This is a genomic window from Fibrobacter sp. UWH1 (genome assembly GCF_002210365.1).
In the GTDB taxonomy this organism is placed as follows: domain Bacteria; phylum Fibrobacterota; class Fibrobacteria; order Fibrobacterales; family Fibrobacteraceae; genus Fibrobacter.
Map to the genome: position 1 here is coordinate 19,021 of NZ_MWQG01000019.1, position 24,827 is coordinate 43,847.

The following is a 24,827-nucleotide window of genomic DNA, read 5'->3' on the forward strand; positions in this document are numbered from 1 at the left end:
TTATATTCGGGATTAGACGTTCTCTTTATAGATATCCGCAAGAGAGGATCCCGCATACCTTATAGAAACCGAAGGAAGGCCAGCGCTTTCTAAAGCACGCTGAATCAGCTCCTGGGAAACATCCTGTTCAAAGGACAAGTCAAAATTTTTGCCCTTTTGCAAAGGAGAGTGCGCATTAGAAGGAGCCGCCCCCGCCTTCAGAATCTTGCCATGGTTCACAATGGCATAATCTGTAGCTTCCTGATCCATTTCGGCAAGGATATGGGAACACACAATGGCGGTGCCACCATCCCGTTTACGCCAATCCGCAATAAGGCGCCAAACCGTTTCGCGGGACATTGGGTCCAGATTAGCTACAGGTTCATCAAGAATCAATAACTTTGGATTATGAATCAAGGCTCGCAGGATTTGAACCTTCTGACGGTTCCCCAAGGAAAGAGCGGAAAGTTTCGTCGACAAGGCAGGCAACTCCAAGTCCCTGGCAAGGGATTGCAAACGGGTTCCGCATTCGCCACAGCCGTACATGCCCGCAAAATACTTCACATATTCTTCAACGGAAAGTTTCGGGTAGACGCCAGGATTTTCAAGGAGAATTCCATAGGACTTGGGGTCAAGAAAGCCGTTAGGCCCGCGGAATCCTTCCGCAATATTCAAGGTTCCCTCATAAGACGCGAAACGACCGCAAAGCAATCGCAACAAGGTCGTCTTCCCCGCCCCATTGGGGCCCAGCAACGCAAAGAAACTCCCCTGGGGAATTTGAAGATTCACCTGGGAAAGAGCCTCTACAGCCGCCCTCGGATAGCGAAAGGAAACGTTTTCAAGCTTGATTGCGTCCATGTTCAGAATATAGAAAAAAGACCCCAAGCCGCTCATAGACGACTTGAGGTCTTTTCAAAAGCGCGAAGCGCTTATGCGTAAAGCGGGTGCTTCTTGCAGAGGTCGATGATTTCCTGACGGATAGCCTTCAGGCCTTCTTCGTTGTCCTTGTTCTGGATGCAACGGTCGATGATCTGAGCTACCAGGCGGGAATCGTTTTCGTCGAAGCCACGGGTAGTGATGGCAGCGGTGCCAAGACGTACGCCGGACGGATCCATGGGCTTGCGAGTGTCGAACGGAATGGTAGAACGGCTGCAGGAGATGCCAACCTTTTCCATTGCGATTTCGGCATCCTTACCACCGATACCCTTGGAAGTCATGTCCACAACCATGAGGTGGTTGTCGGTACCGTCGGAAATGATCTTGTAACCGAGCTTCATCAGTTCGTCGGCCATAGCCTTTGCGTTCTTGATGATGTTCTGGGCATAGGTCTGGAATTCCGGCTGGAGAGCTTCCAGGAAGGCAACAGCCTTACCAGCGTTGATGTGGTCATGGGGACCACCCTGCATACCCGGGAACAGACCTGCGTCGATTGCCTTGGGCAGGGAGACTTCCTTTTCTTCACCCTTGACGATCTTCTTGATCATCTTGTCCTTGCACATGATGATTGCAGAACGGGGACCGCGGAGAGTCTTATGGGTGGTGGTGGTGACGATATCGAAGTAGGGAACCGGAGATTCGATTGCCTTACCAGCGATGAGGCCAGCAACGTGAGAAATGTCAGCCATGGTGAGAGCGCCAACTTCGTCGGCGATTTCCTTGAACTTCATCCAGTCAAGGTTGCGGCTGTAAGCGGAGAAGCCAGCGAGGATCATGCGGGGCTTTTCCTTAAGAGCGATTTCACGGACCTTGTCCATGTCGATGCGGCCAGTTTCCTTATCCACTTCGTACTGGACGAAGTTGTAGAGCATACCGGAGAAGTTCACCGGATGGCCGTGAGAAAGGTGTCCACCGTGGTCCAGCTTGAGGCCGAGAACCTTGTCACCCGGCTTGAGAACGCCCATGTAGACAGCGGCGTTTGCAGGAGAACCGGAAAGGGGCTGGATGTTTGCGTGGTCACAACCAAAGAGCTGCTTGCAACGTTCGATTGCCAGGGCTTCCATCTTGTCGATCACTTCGTTACCACCGTAGTAGCGCTTGCCAACGTAGCCTTCGCTGTACTTGTTGGTCAGCACGGAACCCATAGCTTCCATGACGGCCTTGGAGGTGTAGTTTTCGGAGGCGATCAGTTCGATGCCATATTCCTGACGTTCGGCTTCTTCCTTGATGATGTCGAAGATTGCCGGATCGGTCTGCTGCAGAGTAGATTTAAGCATTAGTAGCTCCTTTGAGTTTACGGACGTAAAAATAGTATTTTAAGGCCGTTTTTTAAAGATTTTTGCCGTTTTTTGCTTCATTTCGCCTATCGCTTTCGTAATCCATTGACTTTCAACAAGTTACGAAAAATTAGACGTTCCTAGGGATTTTCAATACACCACCTAAAAGCAAAAAAGCGCCCTTTCGGGCGCCATTTTAGCAAATCGTATTATCGGAGGTTCACCTTTCGGGTCATGTTCACCGCACCGGAACGGACTCTGACAATGTAGTTGCCACTGGGAACTGCGGACAAGTCAGCAGAACCAACCACATTCTTCAGGCGGACCATGGGACGACCTTGCAGGTCAAACAAATCCACATCGGCGGAGGTTACGCCAGCGATGTTCAGCATGCGGCCAGCCACAGCCACGGTGATATAGGACTTCTGGACAGCAGCCAGGGCCGCTGTAGCAGAGCTTGCCGGAGCCTGGGAATCACTGGAAGCGATTTCTGTACCGGCGGCAACGACCTTCACGTTCAAGGTCAGCTTTTCACCGTTAACGGTAAAGGTATCCGAGTAATCACCCGTATTCAAATACTGATCGATTGCACCACCCTGGGTACTGATAGTCACCTTATCCCCTTCCTGTTTGACCTGGAGGAAGTAAGCTGAGTAAGTATCGCGATTGAAGCTGCTCACGCCAGTAATGGTAATGGTGTTAAAGGTACCGCCCTGAGCCACAGTCTGATTCAGGCTACCGGAAACATTTGCGCCGCCGGTAACAGTCTGGCTAGCACTGGAAGTAATCTGCTGCTGGGCGCTGGAGTTTGCGACCTGCTGTTGAGCGCTGCTTGACTGAGCCTGCTGCTGAGCACTAGAACTTGCGATCTGCTGCTGGCTGCTGGAGCTGGCAATCTGCTGCTGGCTAGAAGAAGAGGCGTTCTGCTGCTGGCTATCAGAAGACGGAGCAGAAGAACCGTCGCAAGCCTTATAAGTTGCCGGCAATGCAGCAAATACGTTCTCGTTTGTCCAGCTACCGCTTTCGGTATAGCTCCACTGGCTAGAAGGAGTACTTGCAGAAACACCGGTAGTGAAGTAGGAAGCCGTTTCAGCCTTGTTGGACACAGACCAGTTGGCACCGGAGAGCTGGTTGGTCTTCATCCAATTGTACCAGGTAGTACTGTAGCTTTTAGTAAAGCCGCCATCGCCACTGGGACCAGAGTTACCCCATTCCGTAACGAACACAGAGTAACCCTTGTTCATCATATTTTCGGGATTCTTGCCAAGTACATCCACCTTGTGAGTCCATTCGGAATTCTGGACTTCTTCACCTGCGTAATAATGAAATGTATAGGCAACATTCTTGTCGTTAATAGGCTGAACGGCCGCAGCATCTACGTACTGATCGTAATATGGCGTACCAACAACAACCAGGTTGTCGGAATATTTACGAATCTCAGAAATGACGGCATTTGCATAGGGATAGATGTTAGATTTCCAGTAATTCTTTGCTTCTGCAGCATCGTACCAAGGATTTTCTTCGTTGCAATCACCATGCTTGGGTTCGTTATAAATTTCGAAGATTACGTTGTCGTACTTGCCCCACTTCTGAGCCATCTTGCCAAAGAACTGAGTTGCACCTGCAGTATTCTTTTCGGCGCAATGGGAATGATAGTCGATAAGCACGTAGATATCGTTATCGATAGCAGCCTGGACAACGGCATTCATGGCGGTTTCGTGCATGGCATTGGTGTAGTAGTTGCCAACATCATCTTCCCAGGAGCCATCAACACCCATGGGAGCACGAATCAGCTGGATCTTGTGCTTATCCACCAGGCCCTTGATGACGTCTCCGTTCCAGAAATTAATACCGGCAGTTTTCGTCATGGACCAGAAAAGGCTCATACCCTGAACAGCGACTTCGTTGCCGCTGGTGCTGTAAGCCGGGCAGCTACCGTAAATACGGCCCTTGCCTGCGGCGTTCTTGCCAGCCTGAAGCTGACCATACTGAGAAACGGGACCGACGCGATTTGCGCCAAATGCCATAGTGGCAAGACCTGCGGTCATAAGACCCAATGCGATAATCTTCTTCATAACATCCTCATACACTAGGGTGAATCCCAATCATCCTAACAAAAAGATAAACGTACAAAGAAAATTTCGCACGGGTTATCAAAAAGCAAACTCAAACAACTGTACTAGCTGTTTGAGCATTTTTTGATACACATCACATTTCAAAAACGCATTTGATACAAATTGTACCAAAATTACAGTTCATAAATCTCGCTGTATTTGCTTTCCAGATAGTCCAGGAAATCCGTGGGAGTAAAATCACGGCCCGTAATGTTCTTAATCCAGGTCTTTGGCGACTCCCTATCGGCGCGTGCCCACACGTTTTCGGTCATCCACCCGTTGATTTTTTTGAAATCGCCGGCAAGGACAGCAGACTTTATATCGAACTGCTTATTCATGGTGTTATAGTACATGGCATTATACATATTGCCCAGGGCGTACGTGGGGAAATAGCCAAATCCGCTGGTCCAGTGAACATCCTGAAGAATACCCTCCGCATCATGAGCCGGACGGATTCCCAGATATTCGGCATACTTGTCGTTCCACAATTTCGGCAAGGCGGCAACATCCACGTCGGCACCACCATTCACAATCATCTTCTCGATTTCATAACGGATAATGATGTGGAAAGTGTAGGTAAATTCATCCGCTTCAGTACGGATCAGGCTAGGCGTTACCGTATTCATGGATTCATAGAATTCCTGTTCAGAAACGCCTTCAAAAACATTGGGGAAAAGTTCACAGCACTTGGGGTAAATCAGCGAAATGAATTCACGGCTGCGGCCAATGCGATTCTCATAAAATCTGCTGGTACTTTCATGCATTCCCATAGTCTTATTGAATTCAATAAAGTGGCTATAGTTTTCCTTAGGCTGGTTCTGTTCAAACAGCGCATGACCACCTTCATGAATAATACTGAAGATGTTGGAATAGAACATATCCGGGTAATAATGGGTCGTCACGCGAATATCATTCTTGCCAATTTCCGTAGTAAAGGGATGTTCCGTAGTGGCAAAGGCTCCGCGGTTAAAATCGAAGCCCATGGTTTCCAGCAGATACTGAGTACAAGCTTTCTGGGCCTCATCCTTTACAGGACGGCTCAAGAAATCCGTGCGGATCTTTTTCTTGCTGTTCATGATGCGCTTAAGCAGCGGCACCAGGCGAGCCTTGCATTCGTTAAAACAATCATCCAGGTCTCGAGAAGACAAGCCCTGTTCATAACCGTCGAACAGAGTATCGTAGGGCGTTTCCTTACGTTCTTCATTGAGGTCCGCTTCACGAACCTGAATCTTCTGCACCTCGGCAAGACTTGGAGCAAAAATGCCAAAATCCTTCGACTTTTTCGCCTCAAGCCAATTAACATAAGCCTTGTTGTACGTCAGGGAACGTTCGTGCTGCATTTCGGGAGTCACGTTTTTTTCGCGGGCATAATCACGATGAAGACTTTCGGCCAGGCAGCGGTCAAATTCGTCAGTCAGTTCATCCCGATGATCATAGATGTACAGACAAGCCTCGATATAGGCGGCATCCTTCTGAAGGACAAAGGCCTTATTACTCAAGAAGGCATCCACCTCGCCTTGAGCATTCATCCCCTCCTTGGGGCAAATAGTCTGCATATCAAAATTCAATACAGCCGATGCCTGATTATACATGCGAACTTCAGACAGGATTTTTTTTACCAGAGACAAGGATTCGGAAAGTTTGGACATACGAGACCTCTAAAAAAAGACGTACTATACAGGGAATGTAATAGAAAAACGTCTAACCTTGAAAGACAGACAGATAATGGAAAATTCCAATAGTCAAAAACAACATGTTCCTGTTAATGCAAGAACCATGCCAACCATTGAATTCAGGAATTTTCGTCCTTGACGTTTTCGTTGTTCTTTTCGGCGGACTTTCTGGAGAATTCCTCTTCCGAGGCCTTGCGGGTCGCTTCCTGCAGTTCCTTCAGTTCCTGCCAGGTTGACTTTTCTTCTCCAGATTTTTCCTTAGTATTGAACAGGACACACAGCACGGCAAAAACGGCCATATAAAAGCCCATGGCCGCCACCACACCAAGAAGTTCATGTCCGGAAAGTTCAGCCACCTTCAGGTAGACAACCACAGAAAAGCCGGTTGATATCAGGAACAGAATTGCAGGAAGTTTTTGTTTCATTTAACGAGGTCCAGTTTTATCCTTGAGGGTCCAGGCAAGGTCCGCATCGGCAGGCTCTGCCAAATAACCATAGTCCGGTTTGTATTCCAGGGATGAAACTGAGACTTTCAGAGGATCACCGCCAACCGTATACCAGTTACCGACCATCTTGGGGAAGCCAACTGATGTATCGATCGGAGTGCCTTCGTCATCAAAGAAACTGTAAACGAGCACAGGATCATCCATGTTGAACACGTTGCCTTCAATATAGCAACTGGCGGAGTCCGTGCATTCTACGGCATAGCGATCCAGGTTCTTAAAGAAGTTATTGAATGCATGCAGGCGACCGCGTCTTGCAAAAGCGCCAGACCAGCTCATATTATCAAAGAAATTGTGATGCAACGTCAAAGTCTGAGTCGATTCATCGATCAAATCCGGAGTCAGGCCAAAAAGGACACCCGTTTCTGCATTTTCAAAACGAGACCATGAAATAGTTACGTCATGGGAACCGCGTTTCACATCAACTTCGACAATGGGATATTCTTCAAAGGAGCAATGGTCAATCCACACATGATGGGTGTTATTGTGAAGAGAAATGGCCCTGCGATTTGCTGTATCGGAAACAACTGTCGACGGAGCAGAGAACGTCAGATTTTCAAAAATCAGGTTAGACGATTCCTCCGTCATAATTCCCATACCAGAAATGCGGATATCTCGACCGCGACCATCAAAAGTCTTGTTGGACTTAATTCGAAGAGCCGCCGTCAAATTATAAGTTCCGCTTTTCTCGAAAAGAATCCAGGTCGGTCCATCACGATAGGCGCAATCCCGCAAGGAACCGGGAGCGATTACGGCGGTAGTGGCCGCCTTTCCGGTAGAGTCCACATTGGTGGTATCTTCTACAATGATGTAATCCTCTGTTGTCGTAACAAGGCAAATTTCACCCTGGATAGAATCTGCAGCCAGGCTGTCGATGTAGCCTTCACCGCCACGAACACCCGATGCATAGCCGACAACTTCCCTCAATAAGGCCGCGTGATCCCTCCAGTCTGCAGGATAAGTTGAACGATCCTCGCTTACGCCCATTGAAATCTTTTTCAGGGATTCTTCAGAAACGCCGCCCAGGAACACATCATCCAGGAAGACCGTATCCCTAGCATTCACGCTAAAGTCAATTCGGTTTACAGCAACTTTCTTCGACCCCACAGGAAGAGCGAATCCTTGCCAAACCTTTGACAGATCCACGTCAAACTCTATGCTCTTGGCAGAGCTATCATAAGCCGAAAGAGCCACACGCAAGGTTCCATGGCCACGGGCACTGAACATCAGGGAATCAAAGCCAGGCAATTCGTAATCAGTTCGATATCCGCCCAGCAAGAAACCCAAGTGCGTCGAAGAACGAGAGGATTTACCTTCTCCAAAAATTCGGGCGCAACCACCCGACGCACAGCCATCATTACCAGAGAATGTCTGCGTCAGGGATTCATCCCAGAGGGGCATCAAGTTCTGGCCATCGGCATCCATGGTAAACCACCAGCCATCACCAAGAATAGCTCCCGTGGCAGAAATTCCGCTAAAGCTTTCGAAATCTTCCACAGCAAAACCACGGGGAGCGCCTAGGTTTATTTCGGGCACGGTTTCACCGGCAGATGCGCTCAACTTGATTGTACCGCGGTTGCTTCGGCTCTCGATAAGAACTTCAAAATTTCCGGCAGGAAGGGAATCAATTACAAAATGTCCAGCGCTATCGGGAACTACAAAACGTTCCAAGCCAGGAATTCTAATGACAGAAGGACCTTGCCCAGGTGCAACAAAGCCCTCGATGGTAGTGAGTGCGCCAAGTGCAATGGAATCAACAGCAGACACTTCCTGCAGCTCTACGGACTTGGTAAATACGGCACCTAATGCAGAGGAATCACTTTCTCCACGGATTTCTACAGAGTATTCACCAGGATCCACAGTTAGCTTTACATAACCGCGGTCATCCGTATCAGACCATTCTTCCTGAGACAAGCCGTCAGACAAATATCCTACCGGCAACACGCGAATACGGGACTTGGCAGCAGGCGCACCATCCGCCAATTGGATCTGCAAGGCAATTGTAGATTCAGCTTCGGTACCACCGGCAACTTCATCCTTGTCATTGGAACAGGATGTTGTCAATGCAGCGAGAGCTCCACCCAAAATCAACCAGAAGGGCTTTTTAATCATTGGAAGCCTCCATCTGTTCGCCTGCAACTTCGTCGTTAACTTCGTTGCGGATTTCTTCACCGATAATACGACGCTTACGTCCACGCCTTACGGGAGGTGGATAAGGATCGCTTAAAGGGAACAACTGCATCCCCAACTGGAAAACTCGATTGGGTTTCTGGCATTGATTCACCTTGGCCAGAACTTCGCGACGGAAACGGCGAACCATTTCAACCAATTCCTTATAGGTATCTTCATCGCAACCAAATGCCAAAGTAGAGAGGTTTCGTTCCTCTCGTTCAAAGCGGTCAATAGCCGATGTAGCCACATCCAGATTCTGCTGGATGTAAGAATTAACCGCCGTGCTATAGGATTCGCTTCCGCTAGAAATCAAGCCCTGGGTCTGTTCATAAAAACCAGTTTCCGGATTCTTGCGGATCATGGAAAGACGTTCCAGCAAGGCCACAGAGGATTTCACCTGACTAGCGGAAATCGGCGGACGGACCATGAGGCCCAAGGCCGCATCATCCCCCACATAAGGGTAGAAGGTAATCAATTCGCGAATAACCGCATGATACCAGTGATCAAAATATTCAAACTGGTCGCGGGCCACATTTTCGACTTTGCATTCCTTGGTGGCCACCAACTTTTCGAGGTACTGGCGACTTTCGGAATGGTTTTTGGCCTGATTGAAAGAGACCATGTCCGCGAAATACTGTTTTTCGCGACCGTCATTGCAGAACAGGTCTGCAAAAACTTGAACCAGACGCGGAGTCAAGTTGCGTTTGCCCTGAAGAATCTTATTGAACATGGAGCCATCGATTCCGGCCTTCTCTGCGATAAAACGGTGGCTGAAACGCCATTCAGCCGCATGCCGTTCTTCGTAGGCATCCTTCAGGAAATCGCGATAGTTCAAGTATTCAAAAAGATTCACCATAATTTACAATATACAAAAATGACGATCGAAGTCTACAGTTTAAACATTAAAAACGTCTACAGTTTAGAATAACCGTAGCGCAACAAGCACTACGGTTGTTCCAAATCACAACTAAGAATTACTTAGCTTTCTTGTTAAGGTATACGCCGTGAGAAGCCTTGGATCTGACAGTACGACCAAGCAGATTCACCTGTTCGGTGCGGCCATTTATCTGAACATTCTGGCGGACAGTTCGACGAATGGATACATTGCAATCTTCATCGCCTTCGGCACAGACAGAACTGCTGGACTGATCGGAACTACTGGAGCATTCAGGAGCTGGTTCTGCACCAATACGGTAAACGTCCTTGATGTCAAAGCCAACCATATCAATATTGGGGCCGCCGTCAGAAGTTAAAGACGTAAACTTCAGATCGAAATCGCAAGCATCCAGCCACACGTCATCTACATAGACCGTATCCCAGGTATCCCAGTTTGCATTAGGCGGAAATTCCACTTCGTACGTTTTAGCATCCACCTGAACACTCATCTTACTTGTAGTGGTTTTACCATTGCAGTAACGAATAAACATTCTTGCATTGGAGGCAGACTGATAAGAAGTCATCTTGTAGGTAGCGTAACGGCCCGTAGCATTGTCAAAGTTGAAGAAGCCCTTTCCACTAAAGCCTACATGGTTTGCTTCAGTCCAACCCTGAACATCCTCCCCTACGTTGGGATAAGACAAGTCGCTTACGCTAGGCCATTCTTTTGAGCCTTCAAGAATTTCAAACTTGATTATTTCACTACTAGAAGAAACGCTCGGCCCCTCGCTAGCACTGGATCCCGGCACAGGAATATTTTCTTCGCCGTGAGCCGTCGTGACGCAGTTTGCACCACCTTCGAACATCGCGGTAAAGGTGATATCGCGGTAGGGCATTTTGACCTTGTAATAGTTGGAATCAGCAGTTACCTTATTGCAATCATCATCAGCCCAGTACTGGAATTTCTTGCCGAAACTTCCCGGAGAAACATGAAGATTCAAGGCGGCGCCACCAGGCAAATTCTGGTTATGGGTAATAAGGCCACTGCCTGAAACATTGGCCTTTACGGTCAACTTGTAGGTCGGAGCAATTGCGCCCACCAAAGTAGTCAAGGCGGCCTTTTCAGAAGCATTTACAGAAGAACTATTCGAGTTTTCACGAAGACCATCCATGATAAGCTGCGCATGAACTACAGAACCGGATTCCTGGAAATGGGTGGTACCGTCATTGGTAACGCCATTGGGATAATTGGGGTATTCTCCTGGCAGGAACATCTTGAAAACGTAACGGGAAATGTAGGCGGAGCTTAGCTGCGTATACAGATTATAAGTCTTTGTGGTAAGGTCAACAAAGGGAACACCATTCTTCTGGGCGACTTCCTTAATCTTATCCTTTACAGGATATTCCTTATTCTTGTGGGCAGCATCCGTAAGATTATTATCGAATACGTTACGAGGGTAAGTATTCAGCATCAGGGGGCTCATAAGAACAATGTGAGCACCCTTGCTTTTAGCCCCGTCAACATATTTCTGGAACCAATAAGCACTGGAATCAATGGGAACGTAGCGATCCGCCTTGGAGTAGTCACGATCATTGGTTCCCATCTGAACAAAGATGTAATCACCTGGTTGTGTCGCAGCCAAAACTGAATTTAGACGACCATCGTTAATAAAGGATTTGGAACTACGACCACCAATGGCGTAGTTAATCACCTTTACACGGGACTGATCAAAGAAGGGAGCCAGAACCTGGCCCCAACCGGTCTGCGGATAAGCATTTTCCTTGTAATCGCAAACCGTGGAGTCTCCAATCACGTGAATGGTAAAACTCGTCGTATCGCTAACGGCAACACTTGTAAAAAGAGCAGCAGCGGAAAAATACTTCAAAAGTTTATTCATTTTGCCACCCCTACTTTGTCTTTGCCATAGTCTGATGAATAAGCTGGGAACCCTTGCGGATAACCACATGGTAAAGGCCAGAAGTTTTTACCATTCCGTCAAATTCAGCAGAAGAAATTTTGTTGCCCACAACCATCTGCTTCTTGGCAACAAGCTTACCATGCATATCGAAAACGCTAACCGAGGCTTCGCCCATCTGCGGAAGATTCAGGGAGGCATTCACAAATCCAATAGAGGAATCGTTCTTCAGGGAATCTGCAGCGGCAATGGAATCCTTTTCAGCCTGTTCCTTGGCAATGACTTCTGCAACACATGCTGTATCAGAAACTCGACAAACATCATCAATGCTGAAACCGAAGGCGTCAATATTGGGAGCACCATCAGATGTCAAGCTGATAAACTTCAAATCGGCTTCACCAAGGGGTGCATCCATAACAACATATGCGGTATCCCACTTGTCCCAGCCACCAGTTGGAGGAGCATTCAGGTAGTAGTCATGATCCAGATAAGCGTTAAACATACGGTCAGAAGTTCCGCCATTAGCATAACGCACGGCAAGAGTCACATAGCCTGCCCCCGGGAAACGCATTCTATAGGTACCAAAGGAATTCTTCTCGTTGGCAAAGTTAAAGAAGCCTTCACCCGTATGGGCCCAGTTGTCTTCAGAGAAACCAACACCTGTATCCGGCTTAAAGGCATCAAAATATTTCTTGATGTCCTTATTTACAGCCACTCCATTAGTATCGCTTCCGCCGATGGGAGTGAACGGTTCAAAAGTCACATCATCAAGACTCGTAGGAGTTGTTGTGGGGAAGCTAGTCAAAGCCTTTCCGTCACCCTCATACTTTACGGCAGAACCACCTTCATAAACGGCTGTATACTGGGTAGACTTATTGCCCATCTTGAAAGTATAGATGTACTGAGATTTAACGGTAGAAATGGCATTACCGCTAACCTTATTTCCATTACCATCATACCAGCCCAGGAATTTCTTGCCGCTCTTGGGAATGGTCTTCAACATGACAGTCATACCTTCGGGATAATAGGCACCAATAGATGTTGCTTCAGCAGCACCTTCCGGAGAAACCTTCACGTCCACCTGGTACATAGGAGCCATGTAATTGCCCAACTTCTTTACCACAGGGTCGGAATGAGCACGCATCTGTTCGGTAATAATACGGCCAAAGGCATTGGCTCCATTCATCTGCAGATGAACGGCATCAGTCTGGTCAGACTTCAAATTGCTGTATTCAGCAGAAGTGGCGTAGTTGAAGATAAACTGCTGGGCGTAATATTCACCCACAGAAATCATGTAGTTTGCCACCAGTTCACTCATGTCGATAAATGGAATATCAAGGCTATCGGCAATGGCCTTGGCACGAGCAGGATAACCGCGGTAGCTGTTATGGATCTGCGTCGGAGAATCGTAATAGAGTCGACGAATAGGGCTCATGATAATGGGATAAGCCCCCTTTGCACGAGCTTCCTTTGCCATGGTGGCCATAGCTACGGTAAACTTAGCTTCGTCACTCTTGCTCACATCATTGATACCGAACTGAATTACCGCATAGTCGCCAGCCTTCAGCTTGCTCACAATGCAGTTGCCCTGAGTACAATCGCTCTTCCAGAAAAGTTCGTAATAGCCATCGGCCGCCATACCGCCCTGACCGCGATTAACCACGGTAGCCAAGCCAGAATCAAACCAATAATGGAAATCCTGCCCCTGGCCCTGCTTGGGGCAGTAACCACTAGCCCAGTCCTGCATGGTGGAGTCTCCACACATATAGATAACAACCTGAGCCAAAGCGGCAGGAGCCGCTAACATAGAAGCCACGACGGCGCCCTGCCAAAACTTACCAGAAAAGAACTTCATACCCATAACACTACTACTTCAAGGAGAAACTGGACTTAGCAATAGTCTTGCCGTTCAACATAACCTTCACAACGTAATTGCCCTTAGGCAGCAAATCTCGATCGATATTCAGCACAGACTGACCTGCAGGAACCTTAGCATCCATGCTACCCACAATCTGGCCGCGCATATCGTAAATGCGAACTTCTGCATAACCAGAAAGATTGGTGCGCAAGATACCTGTATTGGGATTATAGGCATTCACGCCAGCAGCAAAGGGAACGGGAGCAAGAACAGTACCCGAATTTTCAGGATCCGTCGGCTCAGGAACTTTCTGGTTATTATAGAGTTCAATGCCATCCATACCAAAGGTAAAGGTATCCACATTGGGACCACCATCAGAAGTGGTAGAAGACAATTTCAGAGTATTCTTACCGGCCTTGAGCGCTACATTTACAGTTACTTCCGTGTAGGTTGTCCAACCACCGGGAACAAATTCCACGGTACCTGCAGACTTGCCATTTACAGTAAGAGTCATGTTACGATTGGAATTTCCACCATTGGCAAATCGAATGGTCAAGGTAGTCTTTACATCCTGGGGAGAGTAGATTTCCCACACGCCATAACTGCCAATGCTGTTATCAAAATTGTAGAAGCCATCCTGTTCAAAGCCTGCATTATCCGTCTGACATTCAAAGCCAACACCTTCTACAGGTTTGCAGATTTCCAGCGCAGACGTTCCATCCTTAATAACCGGATATTCATCGGTTTCATCAGGAACAGAAACAATGGGTTCGCCCACAATCTGAATTTCAGGAGCAGTTAATTTCTTGACAGCATCCGGCAGGTAATAACCCAGGTGAGGCGGCTGATTGTAGGCAGTATTCTGCCAAGCAATAGCTGTACGATAAACCGGATCATGCATCAAGGTGTACACACGATAAGGTGAGGTCACCGGAGTGCCGATGATGTAGAGAACGGACGGGTCTTCGGAATTACGAACCACCAGTTCTTCGCGCCAGTCACCAAAGAGATCTGCCACCAGACTGGGAGTGTTCTTGGTGCCGTTACAACCTGTTGCGCCAAGAGCCTTCGAGCCATCGAAATAAGTTTCAGATTCTCTCTTAGTGATGTTAAACTTCGTTACATAAGCGCCATCAAGAAGTTCGTCCTGCAAGTCACCATCAAAGTAAATACGGAAGTTAGTGGAAACCGCAGGAGAGCCCATGGACTTGCCCTTGATATCATGCATGCCGCCGCTATAGCTGGACCACACTTCGAAGCCACGATGAGTAGAATCAATGTCAGCAGCCATGCCGCGACCATTATCCTTACCCGGCTGCGGAGTACCCCAAATAATGGTTCCATCGGGTGCGCGAACTTCATCGGTATACTTGGCATCAGTATGTTCATGCACATCAAAGAATTCCAGGCCAGGAAGATCCGGATCCAAGTCAGACAAATGACCTGCATCCCCATGACCCAACTGAGTGGAATAGCGGAGAGAACCGTCGTGGTTCAAAGCGGCACCACCGAAAACAATTTCATCGTAGCCATCGCCATCGATATCGCCGGTAACAATATTGTGGTTGCCCTGGGCATAGAAACCCTGGCCAGGATCTTCCGATTTGTGATACCAGCGCTGTTTCAAAGTCTTGCCGTCAAAATCGTAGGCAACAATGTAGGAGGAGCTATAGTAGCCGCGGATAAAGATCGCACTGGGATGAACGCCGTCCAGGTAGGCAGTGGCGGCAATATAGCGTTCGCAACGGTTACCGTAGTTATCGCCCCAGTAGCCCTTCTTGTCCACACCCTTCACGTGCTGGTTGATGTTACGGCTGGGAACAAAATCAATGGTAGTGATGGCGGCACCATCTACACCACGGAAGACTGTCAGGTATTCGGGGCCATCAAGAACAGTTCCACCGGAATTACGGTAATCCTTGGACTTGTCGCCAATGGCCTTGCCCGTACCGTCAATGGTTCCGTCGGCAGTCTTCACGATCATTTCGGCCTTGCCGTCACCATCGTAGTCATAGACCTGGAACTGGGTATAATGGGCGCCAGCACGGATATTCTTGCCCATGTCGATACGCCACAAACGGGTTCCATCCAACTTATAGGCATCAATGAATACGGTGCCTGTGTAACCACCCTGGGAGTTATCGTGGGCATTGGACGGATCCCACTTCAAAATCAATTCAAGTTCGCCGTCACCATCCAGGTCAGCAGCGCTCATGTCGTTAGGAGTATATGTGCAGATTTCACCATCAGGCATGGTCTGCTTTGCGGGAACTTCAAGTTTAATGGTCTTGTAGGGGAAAGACTTACCGCTATTAGAAACGGTCTGGCCCAAAACTACAGATAATCCAGATTTGGCACTTTCCTTACCATTCAAGACAGCAGTCACCTGATATCCGGAAGAAGTCTTACCTTCTGCATCCAGATAGTTTGTGCCATCGGTTCCCTTGATGGACGCAATCTTTGTACCATCCCTATAAAGATTAAACTCCGTTTGCGGATCATCAGAGCCTAGTAAGCGCCAGCTTACCAGCATACCCTTACCCACATTCGCAGCAACAAGACCGCGAGTCAAATTTTCCATCTGCTTGGGAGCAGCGAAAACCAAACTATTCATGCTCAAAAGAGCTGACCCAATAAGTAATGCCTTTGAAATATTGCGCATACACACCACACCTATCTTAAAACTGTAGACAAATATATACTAAAATTGTCCACAGTTACACTTTTGTAAGATATTTTTATTGACATTCTGTCAACATCCCATTAAAAAATACCCCGATATGGAATGATAAAATCGTTTAACATTTTTCATTTTTTCTTACAAAAAACTATCATTTATGATTGAATAGACTCTAGAGTGCCCTATGAAAAGATTTTTCTCATATTTTTTCGCAATTATTCTGGCTTTCGCCTACACAGCAAACGCCCAACCTGGGCCTAAAAATGTCCACAATCGTGGAGACAAGAAGCCAAAGACTGTCCGTGTAGGATACTATCAGAACGAAAGTTTTCAGGAAGGCGGACAGGGATCTCCGCTGTATGGCTTCGGTTACGAATATTACCAACGCATCGCCCAGTACTCTGGCTGGCGTTACGAGTATGTCTACGGACCCTATGAAGAACTCTATCAGAAATTCATTGACGGCGAAATAGACCTGTTTGCAGGTCTCGCCCGCACCCCGGAACGAGAGGCCAAAATGTTCTTCCCTCAAGCTCCCATGGGCCGCGACATCTACCATTTGATCAAGAAATCCAACAACACGTCTATTCACGAGGATCCGACCTCCCTCCAGGACAAGAAAATCGGGACACTCCGCGGAGCAATGGAACTGGCACTCATTACGCTTCTGCAATCCAGACATGTCAAAGCCAACATTATCGTATTCGATGACATTAGTTCCCGAGACCAGGCCCTGAGCACAAATTCCATTGACGCCGCCATCGTTGAAAACGCAGGATCCAGTGTTCAGGAAGGTACAGAAACTTTCTTGAGAATGGGAAATACAAATTTTTATCTGTGCGTTACCAAGAAACGCCCCGACCTATTTGGTGAGTTAAACCGGGCCATCGGACAGTTAATGACCGACGACCCGATTATCATGGCCAAACTGTACGACAAGTACATGCGCGCCGGTGCCGCCTCAAAAACATTGACATTGCCAGAAAAGATTTGGCTTGCAAACCACGACACCATCAGGATCGGCTATCTCCGCAACATGCTCCCCTACAGCGACGACAGGGATAACGACAAAAACGCGGAACAAAACCTCTCAGACCGCATCGTAGCAAGCAGCGACAAGCCCTCAGGCATCGTGAGCGAAATATTCCCTGAAATGGCAGGTCACATCACTTCGAAAAAATTATTACTCAAGTATAAGGGATACGATTCCTACGATGAAATGATTTCCGCCCTTGTCAAGGGCGAACAGGACGTAGCCTTCCCTGCAGGAGGCAGTCTATATAGGGCAGAACAGGCGGGAATCCGAGAATCAGCCCCAGTCATACGATCCGAATTGAACCTAGTCTACAAGAACGTCTTCAACAAGAATACGGTTTCCAGTTTTGCAGTCAACAAGAACAACAGGGTCATGGATTACAACATCCAGGACAACTTCCCCAATGCAAAAATCGTTTATTACAATTCAATCCAGGAGTGCCTTAACGCCGTACAGAAAGGCCAGGTCAATGCAACAATTCTAGGAAATCTCCGATCCATCCACCTACTAAAGAACCGCCAATATTCTAACCTGTCGGTTAAGTTGCTAAACATCCCCGACGACAAGTATTTCGGCGTTGCCAACGGAAACGAACCTTTCCTGAAGATATTGAATCGAGGAGTTGCATTGACAGGCGCAGAATATACGTTAAACCTGGCCTATCAGTACGCAGAAAAACTGTATCAGCCGAGTCTAGTAGAAACAATTTCCGACCATGCAGCGCTCTTCTTCTCGCTGCTTGCCGCATTTTTCGTATTGACATCCGCATTCATCATCAACCGCTACAGACGAATCAAGAGGGAAACCGCCAGGGAAAAGGAACAAAACGAACGACTCAGTATGCAGTTGGACGTGATTAACTCCATTAGCGACTTGTACCATAGTGTATTCCTGGTCAACATTCCCCAAAATACCTTCACCATTCTACATACATTCGAATCCATTGAAAAAGCCGTCGGACATTTAAGAAATGACGCCCAGCAGGCATTGAACCTGATGGCTGAGAACATGATTCAGGACAAGTTCAAGCCTATTATACGAGAATTCAACAATATCGCCAGCTGGAAAAACAAACTGGCAAATTCAGATTCCATTTATGAAGAGTACGTCGGTAAAATTCAAGGTTGGTGCGGAGTCAGCATCATTGTAGCCCGTCGCAACGAAAAGGGCGAGCCGACGCACGTACTCTACATTTCACAGGAAATCAACCGTCAGAAAAAGACGGAACAGAACCTGCAGGAAGCTCTTGAACAGGCGGAACAGGCAAACAAGGCCAAGACGTTCTTCCTGAACAACATGAGCCACGATATCCGCACCCCCATGAATGCCATTATCGGTTTCACGACACTCGCCGCCACTCACATGGACGACAAGGAAAAACTTTCTGACTACCTCGGAAAGATTACCACCTCCAGTGAACATCTCCTGTCCCTGATTAACGACGTTCTTGACATGCGCCGCATCGAAAGCGGGAAGGTCAAGTTGGAAGAACGCGAATGTCATCTGCCTGACCTGCTCCACGACATCAAGACGATCGTACAGGCAAACATCATCCGCAAACAGCAGGAGCTGTTTATCGACGCCATGGACGTAGTCAACGAAGACGTCATTGTAGACAAACTCCGTCTAAACCAGGTCTTGTTAAACCTTCTGAGCAATGCAATCAAGTTCACCCATAACGGAGGCACAATTAGCCTGAGGGTTCTTGAAAAGCCTTGCACCACTAAGGATTACGCCCGATACGAGTTCAGCGTCAAGGACAACGGTATCGGTATTAGCGAAGAATTCCAGAAGCATATTTTTGATGCTTTCTCCAGAGAAGAATCCTCCACTGTTTCCGGCATCCAGGGAACTGGCCTGGGTATGGCCATTACCAAGAACATCGTCAATATGATGAACGGAAACATCGAAATCGTTTCTGCAGAAGGTAAAGGCACAGAATTTATCGTCTCCCTGGAATTTAAACTGTGTAAGGGTCCCACAAGAAACGTTTCCGTATCTCAGCTTATGGGCTTGAGAGCCCTGATTGTCGATGACGATTCCAACACCTGCCTAAGTGTAAGCAAGATGTTGAGAACTATCGGCATGCGCCCGGAATGGACAATATCCGGAAGAGAAGCTGTCCTTAGAACCCAAGACGCAGTGGATCAGGGAGAAGACTTCTACACGTTCATTATTGACTGGCAGATGCCAGACATGAACGGCATTGAAACCGTACGCCGAATCCGCAAGATTATCGGAGAAGGAAAACAGATTATTATCCTTACCGCATATGACTGGAGCGAAATTGAAGAAGAAGCGCTTAAGGCTGGCGTAACCGCGTTCTGTTCTAAGCCGCTATTCATGTCGGAACTGCGCGATGTATTGACCAGACCGGCCGGAACTGCCAAGAATAAAACTGTCAACGGATACGACTTCGAGGGAGCACCCATCTTACTGGCAGAAGACAACCCGCTTAACCAGGAAATCGCTTCTACGCTGCTTACCGAAGCCGGCTTTGAAGTGACCGTAGTGAACAACGGTAAAGAAGCTGTCGATAAAATCAACGAAGTTCCGGCAAACACTTTCAAGCTGATCCTGATGGACATCCAGATGCCCATTATGGACGGTTACGAAGCTTCCAGACAAATTAGAAGTCTAGCCGATTCCGAGAAGTCAACTATTCCTATTGTCGCCATGACGGCGAATGCCTTTGACGAAGACCGCAAGAAGGCCTTTGACGCAGGAATGAACGGACATGTGGCAAAGCCCATCAACGTGGAAAAGCTGATGGAGACTCTCAAGATCATCTTGAAAAATTAGTCAGCAGACCTTTCTAAAAGGGCTTTAGTAATATTTAAATAAGATTTCTATTCTATATTTCAAACCAAGCTGTAAAGGTTTGGTATGATTCGTAGTAAAGTTGAGCCCCTGTCTATTGTAAGACTCTTATTACTCGTGGCAACATTCGTCGTGATGTTCGCCAGTAGCCCGGCCGTCGCCGATTCCGCGGAAAAAATCGTCAAGGTCGGCTGGTACCATAGCGATATGTTCCAAGAGGGAATGAGCGACGATGAGCCCAAAAGAGGTTACGCCTACGAATACCTTCTAAAAATCGCAGACTACAGCGGTTGGCAGTTCTCTTACGAGTACGGCCAATGGGTCGACCTATTAGAAAAACTTGAAAACGGCGACATCGACGTCCTTGCCGGAGTTTCGTACACCAAGGAACGTAGCTCCAAGATGCTGTTTCCCATTCATGCCATGGGAACCGACAGATACTACCTGTATCAGCACGACAAAAAGCGGACCATGGACGTTTCCGACATCACGACCTTTATCGGGAAAAAAATCGGTTGTATCAACAACAACCGCATGACCACGCACCTGATCCAATGGGCCGAAGAAAACCAGGCAAGCCTAGACTACATCTACTATGACGGATTCCGCGGACGAGACGAAGATTTCACCAACGGTAAACTAGACGGCATTGTAGCAACAGACAACAACATCAACACCACCGTTGGTTACTCGCCCGTAGCCAAAGTGGGTGAAGAACCATTCTACCTGGCCGTTGCCAAGAAGCGCAAGGACCTCTTGACCGACTTAAATCGATCTCTTGAAATTTTGCAAGAGATGAACCCCTATTTTCTTCAAAGTCTGCAGTACAAAAGCTATGGGGCCACCATGGCCAATAGCCAACTTTCTGAAGAAGAGTTGCAGTGGGTTTCTACCCATGACACACTGCGCATCGGATATCTAGGAGACTACCTCCCCTACAGCAAGAGCGATAAGGACGGAAACGCCTACGGGCTGATCACCGAAGTTATGGACGCCGCTCTCGACCATCTAAAACTAAGGGATTCGCTCGTCGTATCCTACCAGTCGTTCTACAGTTTCCAGCCAATGATCGACGCCCTGACCGAAAATCAAATTGACGCAATTTTCCCCATCGGAGGGCAAATCTGGGATATTGACAGAAGTGGAATGAACACTACCACCGCAGTGGTTTCAACAGGGTTAGACCTTGTCTACCAGGGTAACTTAAGTCAAGAAAAGATCAAACTTTTTGCAATCAACAAGAACAACGAACTGCAAGAAAAATTCGTCAAGAGAAACTACCCCGACGCAGAAATTCTTTACAAGAATTCAATCGAAGATGCTCTTTATGCAGTCAAGAACGAAAACGCGGTCACCATCATCAACGGCCTTCGCGTAAATTTGATTCGCAGCAACAGCGAATTCAACAACCTCTCATTGATGCAATTGAACGCCTCCGGCAACAGCTACCTGGGCGTCAAGAAGGGGAATGTGGGCCTGCTCCTCCTACTGAACCGAGGTCTAAAGTTGACCGGCCGAGATTTTGGCATCAATACAGCCTACAAATACATGGACGAATTCTACAACGTCACATTCATTGATTTTGTAAAAAGCCGCATTATTTCCATCGGTTCAATTTTCCTTGGAATTATGTTGCTCATCATAATTCTTCTTAACAGAAACATCTACCACACCAAAAAAGATGCACTTGAAAAAGAAAGGCTGAACAAAAAACTGGAATTTTCTCGCAAACAGGCAGAAGAAGCGAATAACGCCAAAACAACGTTCCTGTTCAACATGAGCCATGACATTCGAACCCCCATGAATGCCATCATAGGCTTCACAGACCTTCTGCAAAAATACCAGGAAGATCCAGAGAAACGAAACAATTACCTCAAGAAAATCCAAGACTCCAGTACAACACTCCTGTCCATCATTAACAACGTGTTGGAAATGGCTCGCATTGAAAAGGGCGCCGAAAAAATTGAAGAAAACGCCTGGAGTACGGAACAGTTTAACGACACCTTATTTTCCGTTTTTCAGGAAATGATGAAGAACAAGGGAATCAAGTTCACCCGAACCATAGAAGTCCAGCACCACAACGTGTTGTGTGACACTATCAAAATGCGTGAAATATTCCTGAACATTCTTTCCAACGCCTACAAATACACCACCTACGGTGGCAGTGTCCATATGAACTTGAAGGAACTGCCCTACAATACCGAGGGATGGTGTCTCTATCAAACCACAATTACCGACACCGGTTGTGGTATGTCCAAGGAATTCCTCCCCCATGTATTTGAAGAATTCGCTCGAGAAAATACCTCTATCGGAAATAGGATTGAAGGTTCAGGTCTTGGCATGTCAATCGTCAAGAGACTTGTGGATCTGATGAACGGAACCATAGAAGTCCATAGCGAAAAGGGAATCGGAACCACATTCATTGTTACGGTTCCCCACAAGATTGCACGCGAAGAGGATTTGCTAGTTCATGCAAATAAAAAATTCAGTCAGGAATCCTTCAAGGGTTATAGAGTTCTTCTGGCCGAAGACAACGATCTAAATGCAGAAATCACCACAACACTTCTGACGGAGGTGGGATTCGCTGTAGATCGCGCCGTAGACGGGCATTGTTGTGCAGAACTGTTAAGCAAGGCAAGCGACAATTACTACAACATAATCCTTATGGACATCCAGATGCCCAAAATTAACGGTTATGAAGCAACTCGCATTATCCGCAGTCTGAGCGACACCAAGAAAGCGACAATTCCAATTATTGCCCTCACAGCTAACGCATTCGAAGAAGATAAACGAGCCGCATTTATGGCAGGCATGAACGGCCACCTATCCAAGCCAATCAATGTCAAAATGCTATTGCAGGAACTTACGAGAATTCTCGGTAACCAAAACTAGAGAAGGAGTCCATGATACAACCATCTAACAAAAATTCAAGATCCGACAAGATTCATGTTTATCTGCCCCTAGTTTTCATTTGCATTGTACTGGAATCGATATTCATCATTTCCACCTATTTCTCCGTAGAAAAACAAATCAAGACAGAAGCCAAGGCCCACGCAGAAGAGATTGTGGCCAGCATCCAGAGCGAGCTCAACAAGAGTTTTGAAACGACCAAGTTGTTGATTGACCTCCACAAAGTTTATGGGGACGTATTCCTTAAAGACTTTAACGAAATCTGCCTAGAACTGACCCGCGACAATCTGGCCATCGGTAGCATGTACTTTGCACCCAAGGGAATCATCAAGTATGCATTCCCCGACGAAGTGGATTCTGCTACGGCGAATTTCAATATGTTAGAAGATCCCGTTCAGGGATTAAAGTCACAAAAAGCCCTAGAAGACCGCAAGGCAACCATTGCCGGCCCCCACAACCTGATAGAAGGCGGCGAAGGCTTTATCCTACGAAATCCTGCCTTTATCAACGAAGATTTCATTGGATTTTCCATTGTCGTTCTGGACAAAGGTTTACTTCTGAACCAGATATCAAACAATCTCCATTTTTCTAATTACAATTTTGCCGTATGGAAGGAACCGGACTCCACTGCAGTTCTAGATAAAAATGGATTTATCCTGACCAATTTCAACAACGGAAAGATTGGTAAGGATGTTCAGCTATCATTTGACATTCTTAACGATACCTGGCACATTACCTTGGAACCTATAGGTGGTTGGAACACCCTAAAGGCAATGAGGGGATCCCTTCTCACATCGTTCCTGATTTTAGCAACACTACTTTTCCTGTTATACATGCATTCCCTTGCAGCAGTCCGCAAAAGAGAACTGCAGATGCAGATTTTTGCTAACAAGGCAAAAAGCAGCTTCCTCTTTAGCATGAGCCACGACATTCGTACACCCATGAACGCCATCATCGGCTTTGCCAACCTGATGCAAAAGAATTTAGGCAATCCAGAAAAAATCGCAGACTATCTAAACAAGCTTCAGGCCTCCAGCAAATTTCTCCTTTCCCTAATCAACAATGTTCTTGAAATGGCCCGCATCGAAAGCGGTAAGATGACTCTTGAAGAAGACATCATCTATGTAAAGAATTTCCAGAATGTTACCGATGCCGTATTCACCGATCTCGCACACGAAAAAGGGCTGGATTTTCGCAACGATTCTAACCTGATCAACGATTACGTCATCGGCGACGAAATGAAGATTAGAGAACTAGTGTTAAATATCGTAAGCAACGCCATCAAGTACACCCCTTCTGGCGGCTTTGTTCACCTATCCCTGACAGAATCTAAATGCGACCGACCCGGCTACACCATGTATACAGCCATCGCAGAAGATTCAGGCATCGGCATCAACAAGGATTACCTCCCCCACATCTTCGAGGAATTCTCTCGAGAAAAAAATTCCACGGAGAGCAAGATTAGCGGAAGTGGTCTTGGCATGCCCATTGTCAAGCGCCTGATCGATTTAATGAACGGCACCATAGACATTCAGAGTAAAGTCGGCAAAGGAACGAAGATAACCATCGTTCTTTACCTGCGTCTCCCCACGGCCGAACAAATTTACGCCGCAAAACAGGTAAACGAGAACGCCAACGGGAAAGTCCACGAAGAATCAACCTCGGAATCCAAATCCTTCCAGGGGAAGCGAATTCTCCTCGTAGAAGATAACGACCTAAACGCAGAAATTGCAGAAGCACTCCTTGAAGAACTAGGATTCACCATAGAACGAGCAGCCGACGGGCAATCCTGTATCAAGATGATAGAGGCCCAGGATTACAATTATTATGACATAGTTCTCATGGACATTCAAATGCCGATTATGGATGGGTATGAAGCCACTCGACATATTAGGCAATTCAAGAATAAAAACAAGCGAAAAATTCCCATTGTGGCCATGACAGCAAACGCCTTTGACGAAGATCGTCAGAAAGCACTGAATATCGGTATGAATGGGCATGTCGCAAAACCAATCAACACCGCTGATTTGGTAAAGGCATTGACCAACGCACTTTCGGACAGGCAATAATTTTTTAA

Annotated in this window: 13 protein-coding genes; 3 read left to right on the plus strand and 10 right to left on the minus strand. The window is 47.2% G+C overall.

All coding sequences use genetic code 11. The annotated features are described in order from the left end of the window. Positions 1–12 precede the first annotated feature (12 nt). From B7992_RS09855 to B7992_RS09900, 10 genes are all read right to left on the minus strand, one after another. The gene (locus B7992_RS09855; protein ID WP_254917672.1) at positions 13–873 is read right to left on the minus strand and encodes an ABC transporter ATP-binding protein; all 861 of its coding nucleotides are present in this window, start codon (positions 871–873) and stop codon (positions 13–15) included. A gap of 35 nt (positions 874–908) precedes the next feature. Continuing rightward, entirely contained in the window at positions 909–2,192 is a 1,284-nt protein-coding gene (gene glyA / locus B7992_RS09860; RefSeq protein WP_073158422.1) for a serine hydroxymethyltransferase, read from the minus strand. A 209-nt stretch (positions 2,193–2,401) separates the two neighbouring features. Further along, positions 2,402–4,267 (minus strand): cellulase family glycosylhydrolase, encoded by a 1,866-nt coding sequence (locus B7992_RS09865; RefSeq protein WP_073158419.1) that lies wholly within the window; start codon positions 4,265–4,267, stop codon positions 2,402–2,404. 173 nt (positions 4,268–4,440) lie between these two features. After that, positions 4,441–5,955: a carboxypeptidase M32 gene (locus tag B7992_RS09870; protein ID WP_088666184.1), complete on the minus strand. Its 1,515-nt coding sequence runs from the start codon at positions 5,953–5,955 to the stop codon at positions 4,441–4,443. Positions 5,956–6,098: 143 nt separating this feature from the next. Then, a complete protein-coding gene (locus tag B7992_RS09875; protein WP_073158413.1) occupies positions 6,099–6,404 on the minus strand; it encodes a hypothetical protein in 306 nt (101 codons plus the stop codon). Then, entirely contained in the window at positions 6,405–8,594 is a 2,190-nt protein-coding gene (locus tag B7992_RS09880) for a right-handed parallel beta-helix repeat-containing protein (protein WP_088666185.1), read from the minus strand. Continuing rightward, complete coding sequence (locus B7992_RS09885; protein WP_073158408.1) at positions 8,587–9,510, minus strand: TIGR02147 family protein; 924 nt, start codon at positions 9,508–9,510, stop codon at positions 8,587–8,589. The genes B7992_RS09880 and B7992_RS09885 overlap by 8 nt, the downstream gene beginning before the upstream one ends. A gap of 118 nt (positions 9,511–9,628) precedes the next feature. Further along, positions 9,629–11,428 (minus strand): GDSL-type esterase/lipase family protein, encoded by a 1,800-nt coding sequence (locus B7992_RS09890; RefSeq protein WP_176421908.1) that lies wholly within the window; start codon positions 11,426–11,428, stop codon positions 9,629–9,631. A 10-nt stretch (positions 11,429–11,438) separates the two neighbouring features. Next, a complete protein-coding gene (locus tag B7992_RS09895) occupies positions 11,439–13,301 on the minus strand; it encodes a GDSL-type esterase/lipase family protein (protein ID WP_254917673.1) in 1,863 nt (620 codons plus the stop codon). A gap of 13 nt (positions 13,302–13,314) precedes the next feature. Further along, positions 13,315–15,918, minus strand: coding sequence for a T9SS type A sorting domain-containing protein (locus B7992_RS09900; protein WP_217897595.1), 2,604 nt, complete (start codon positions 15,916–15,918; stop codon positions 13,315–13,317). A 250-nt stretch (positions 15,919–16,168) separates the two neighbouring features. Here B7992_RS09900 and B7992_RS09905 point away from each other — a divergent pair, with 250 nt between their 5' ends. From B7992_RS09905 to B7992_RS09915, 3 genes are all read left to right on the plus strand, one after another. Further along, entirely contained in the window at positions 16,169–19,822 is a 3,654-nt protein-coding gene (locus B7992_RS09905) for a response regulator (protein ID WP_088666189.1), read from the plus strand. A gap of 84 nt (positions 19,823–19,906) precedes the next feature. Next, entirely contained in the window at positions 19,907–22,732 is a 2,826-nt protein-coding gene (locus tag B7992_RS09910; protein WP_083539666.1) for a transporter substrate-binding domain-containing protein, read from the plus strand. Between the two features lie 11 nt (positions 22,733–22,743). Continuing rightward, positions 22,744–24,819: a response regulator gene (locus B7992_RS09915; RefSeq protein WP_088666190.1), complete on the plus strand. Its 2,076-nt coding sequence runs from the start codon at positions 22,744–22,746 to the stop codon at positions 24,817–24,819. Positions 24,820–24,827 lie beyond the last annotated feature (8 nt).

What these genes read in the sequence shown, in the direction of transcription:
- glyA (WP_073158422.1), bottom strand. Translation starts at nt 2,192, where the DNA reads ATGCTTAAATCTACTCTGCAGCAGACCGATCCGGCAATCTTCGACATC.
- B7992_RS09890 (WP_176421908.1), bottom strand. Translation starts at nt 11,428, where the DNA reads ATGAATAAACTTTTGAAGTATTTTTCCGCTGCTGCTCTTTTTACAAGT.
- B7992_RS09910 (WP_083539666.1), top strand. Translation starts at nt 19,907, where the DNA reads ATGATTCGTAGTAAAGTTGAGCCCCTGTCTATTGTAAGACTCTTATTA.
- B7992_RS09905 (WP_088666189.1), top strand. Translation starts at nt 16,169, where the DNA reads ATGAAAAGATTTTTCTCATATTTTTTCGCAATTATTCTGGCTTTCGCC.
- B7992_RS09880 (WP_088666185.1), bottom strand. Translation starts at nt 8,594, where the DNA reads ATGATTAAAAAGCCCTTCTGGTTGATTTTGGGTGGAGCTCTCGCTGCA.
- B7992_RS09865 (WP_073158419.1), bottom strand. Translation starts at nt 4,267, where the DNA reads ATGAAGAAGATTATCGCATTGGGTCTTATGACCGCAGGTCTTGCCACT.
- B7992_RS09875 (WP_073158413.1), bottom strand. Translation starts at nt 6,404, where the DNA reads ATGAAACAAAAACTTCCTGCAATTCTGTTCCTGATATCAACCGGCTTT.
- B7992_RS09915 (WP_088666190.1), top strand. Translation starts at nt 22,744, where the DNA reads ATGATACAACCATCTAACAAAAATTCAAGATCCGACAAGATTCATGTT.
- B7992_RS09855 (WP_254917672.1), bottom strand. Translation starts at nt 873, where the DNA reads ATGAGCGGCTTGGGGTCTTTTTTCTATATTCTGAACATGGACGCAATC.
- B7992_RS09900 (WP_217897595.1), bottom strand. Translation starts at nt 15,918, where the DNA reads ATGAATAGTTTGGTTTTCGCTGCTCCCAAGCAGATGGAAAATTTGACT.
- B7992_RS09895 (WP_254917673.1), bottom strand. Translation starts at nt 13,301, where the DNA reads ATGAAGTTCTTTTCTGGTAAGTTTTGGCAGGGCGCCGTCGTGGCTTCT.
- B7992_RS09870 (WP_088666184.1), bottom strand. Translation starts at nt 5,955, where the DNA reads ATGTCCAAACTTTCCGAATCCTTGTCTCTGGTAAAAAAAATCCTGTCT.
- B7992_RS09885 (WP_073158408.1), bottom strand. Translation starts at nt 9,510, where the DNA reads ATGGTGAATCTTTTTGAATACTTGAACTATCGCGATTTCCTGAAGGAT.